This is a genomic window from Colwellia sp. BRX10-4, assembly GCF_014077465.1.
Classification (GTDB): Bacteria; Pseudomonadota; Gammaproteobacteria; order Enterobacterales; family Alteromonadaceae; genus Colwellia_A.
In genome coordinates, this window is sequence record NZ_JACGVZ010000066.1 from 1 (window position 1) to 2,652 (window position 2,652).

Sequence of the window (2,652 nt, forward strand, 5' to 3'; positions counted from 1 at the left end):
ATTCACGTTTAGTAGCAAAGTGGCGAAAGGTTTTTTAAATCTACTCATTCCACGCTTTAACCTTTTATTGTTCTTGGTAACTTAAGTGTTTGCCATGTAAGCCAGATATAACAAGCTATTCAAGACGGACGCTAAACAGTTGGCTAGCTTCGTTCCTCGCATTTTAGCCAACAATTTCGCGCTGCTTAATAGGGCGTTATAACGTAGGTGTATGAATCGAATGAGTAGATGTAAATCAAGGTTTTTTCAATGTTTATTGTTAGTTCTATTTGTTTCTTCATGTGCTTCATATCATAACTTAAATGAAGATGGCGCTAATCATTTGGGTGGAGGCTTTTTGGATACTAAATTAGTCTCCGGTTTATACCGATTGACAGTAAAAACTAACTTTGCACCTTGGACTAACTTTTCAGGCGTATGGAATACATGGAATAAAAGAGCGAAGGAGTTATGTAACGAAAAGGATTTTGAAAATTTTGAAGTAGAAGAGAGTTCCTACAATACTGTTGCAGGAGAAGGGTACATAGTTTCACAAGTTAAAGGCTATGTTCATTGTTCTGATTCAAGTTTGGAAAAAAATGAAATTGAAAAGTTAATATCAACAAATGGACATGAATTTTAAGTATGGATCAATAATGAAATATATAGGTGTTTTTCTAATACTAATCTTAGTGGGGTGCGTCTCTTCGCCCCCATATCCAAAAGCAAAGATTAATGGTAAATACGAAATTTTAGGAGCAAAAATATACTCACCCAATGAACTAGGTTGGTATTTAATTCAACATTCTCAAAATAGTATTACTTTTGGTACTATCCCAACCAGCACTGATAGTGTAATTGCAAATATTAATTTATTTTGGGTTGGTGAGTTCGATAAGGATAACGATTTTTTAGAGTCTATTATAGCTGAGCGATACAAAAATAATGATAAAGAAAGGTGGTTTAATCGTGTTGTAGAAAATAACTTTATAACTTTCAAAGGAAATAGTTGTTTCAGTTATAAAACAGTAGCTGAAGATCATCAAAGCAAGAGTAAAAGCCGAAAAAGCTTCCAATATTACAATACTATAGGAAATATTTGCAGGCACCCTGCAAATAAAAATACAGCAATACAGGTTGAAGTTTCTTATCGAGCTGATTCAAAAGAAATTCCGATAGCAATTAAAGCTATTGCAGAACGGTTTATAAATAATCTAGAGCTATTAGGTGATGAAATCGGGTAACGTTATAATAAGCCATTCAAGCAGGGCTTTTAATTGTTGGTTAGGTTCCGCTTCGCTTCACATTATAACCAACAATTAAAAGCCTCTTAATAGGGCGTTAGGCGAATGCCTTACATTTAATAAAGGATACTATGAAAATAATAATGAGTTTAACTTTTGCAAGCCTGATATCTTGGCAAGCTAATGCAAATAACGAGGCTATAGGAGCTTTTGAGCAATTGTTGCCACAATATATCGAGTGGGCGCATGAAGTCGATAAAAAAGGAATAAAGATAGGTATACCTTTAGATAAAAAAGGACTTAATTTAGCTAGTGATGTCGGGATTAAATTTCCTGAAAAAGTCAAAATCGTTTACGTTGATAGAGTTCCGTACCCTTATGAAAATGAAGGTTTAAAGAAAATGGGGTTGTCGTTAGGTTTTATCGGCGAAAATATTATTAATAATGCCCAAGTTTTTGGCTACTCAATATACGTTAGAAAGGGATATGAACTTGATACCCCCAAATTAGCACACGAACTTGTTCACGTATTACAAATCGAAAGGTCAAGCTTGGACAAAATCATTTTTCAGCATTTATCTGATTTGGCAAAATATGGATATTCCAATGCTCCTTTAGAAGTTGAAGCATTTAAAGCAAACAAGAAGTACGGTGGCAGTTAATTCGCCTAACAACCTGTTAAACAATGACAAAAAACAGTTGGCTTTTGCTCCTTCTTCGCTAATTTTAGCCAACTATTTTATTGCCTGTTAACAGGGCGTTGGGTGTTTATCGAGCATGAAAGTTATCGAAAAGGTTGAGATACTTGAAAATGATCAATTGATTGTTGTCTTAGCTAGTGGAGGAAAGCCTGATTACCAATATATTTATCGTGAAGCTGCGGAAGTTAATTGGGACGATGAGCTTAAAGCATTTAAATCTCCTGCCCCAAGAGAATGGTGTCATTCCGATTGGTTTCATCACATTGTTAAAGTCGCAAAAAATATCAGTATTAATTTAGTCTTAAATAATGATACAACTTGGGTTAATATCTCAAACAATGTTAAAGAACAGATACTTGTGGGTAGAAACACCTAACAAGAATTTCAAGAGGGGCGTTAGGTTAATAAGGAGGATTCACATTGAAGTGTCCACATTGCGATAAAAAAATAAGTCTATTTTCTAAAACTTTGAATAAATTTGGCAAAGTTAAAGTATGCCCTCATTGCTCTGAACCATTTAAATCATTTATAAATTTTAAAGTGGCCGCTATTTTATTTATACCTGCTCTTGTATTATCGTTATTTATTTTAAAGCCATTCATTATATCCCTTGGTCTCACTGGAGGTGTTTCTACAGGTATTATGGGCGGATTACTTGTTTTATTATCTATGCGACTAAAGAAGCTAGATTAACCTAACAAGGCATTCAAACGGACAAAAAACAGTTG

The 2,652-nt window shown here is 34.2% G+C and carries 5 protein-coding genes; all 5 read left to right on the forward strand.

The features are described 5' to 3' along the window. Nucleotides 1-337 precede the first annotated feature (337 nt). Nucleotides 338-622 (forward strand): hypothetical protein, encoded by a 285-nt coding sequence (locus H4J67_RS19705; protein ID WP_182204817.1) that lies wholly within the window; start codon nucleotides 338-340, stop codon nucleotides 620-622. Nucleotides 623-635: 13 nt separating this feature from the next. Beyond that, nucleotides 636-1,223: a hypothetical protein gene (locus tag H4J67_RS19710; RefSeq protein ID WP_182204820.1), complete on the forward strand. Its 588-nt coding sequence runs from the start codon at nucleotides 636-638 to the stop codon at nucleotides 1,221-1,223. Nucleotides 1,224-1,354: 131 nt separating this feature from the next. After that, entirely contained in the window at nucleotides 1,355-1,885 is a 531-nt protein-coding gene (locus tag H4J67_RS19715) for a hypothetical protein (RefSeq protein ID WP_182204823.1), read from the forward strand. Between the two features lie 115 nt (nucleotides 1,886-2,000). Next, the gene (locus H4J67_RS19720; RefSeq protein ID WP_182204826.1) at nucleotides 2,001-2,300 is read left to right on the forward strand and encodes a hypothetical protein; all 300 of its coding nucleotides are present in this window, start codon (nucleotides 2,001-2,003) and stop codon (nucleotides 2,298-2,300) included. 44 nt (nucleotides 2,301-2,344) lie between these two features. Then, nucleotides 2,345-2,617, forward strand: coding sequence for a hypothetical protein (locus H4J67_RS19725; protein ID WP_182204828.1), 273 nt, complete (start codon nucleotides 2,345-2,347; stop codon nucleotides 2,615-2,617). The last annotated feature ends 35 nt before the right edge of the window (nucleotides 2,618-2,652 follow it).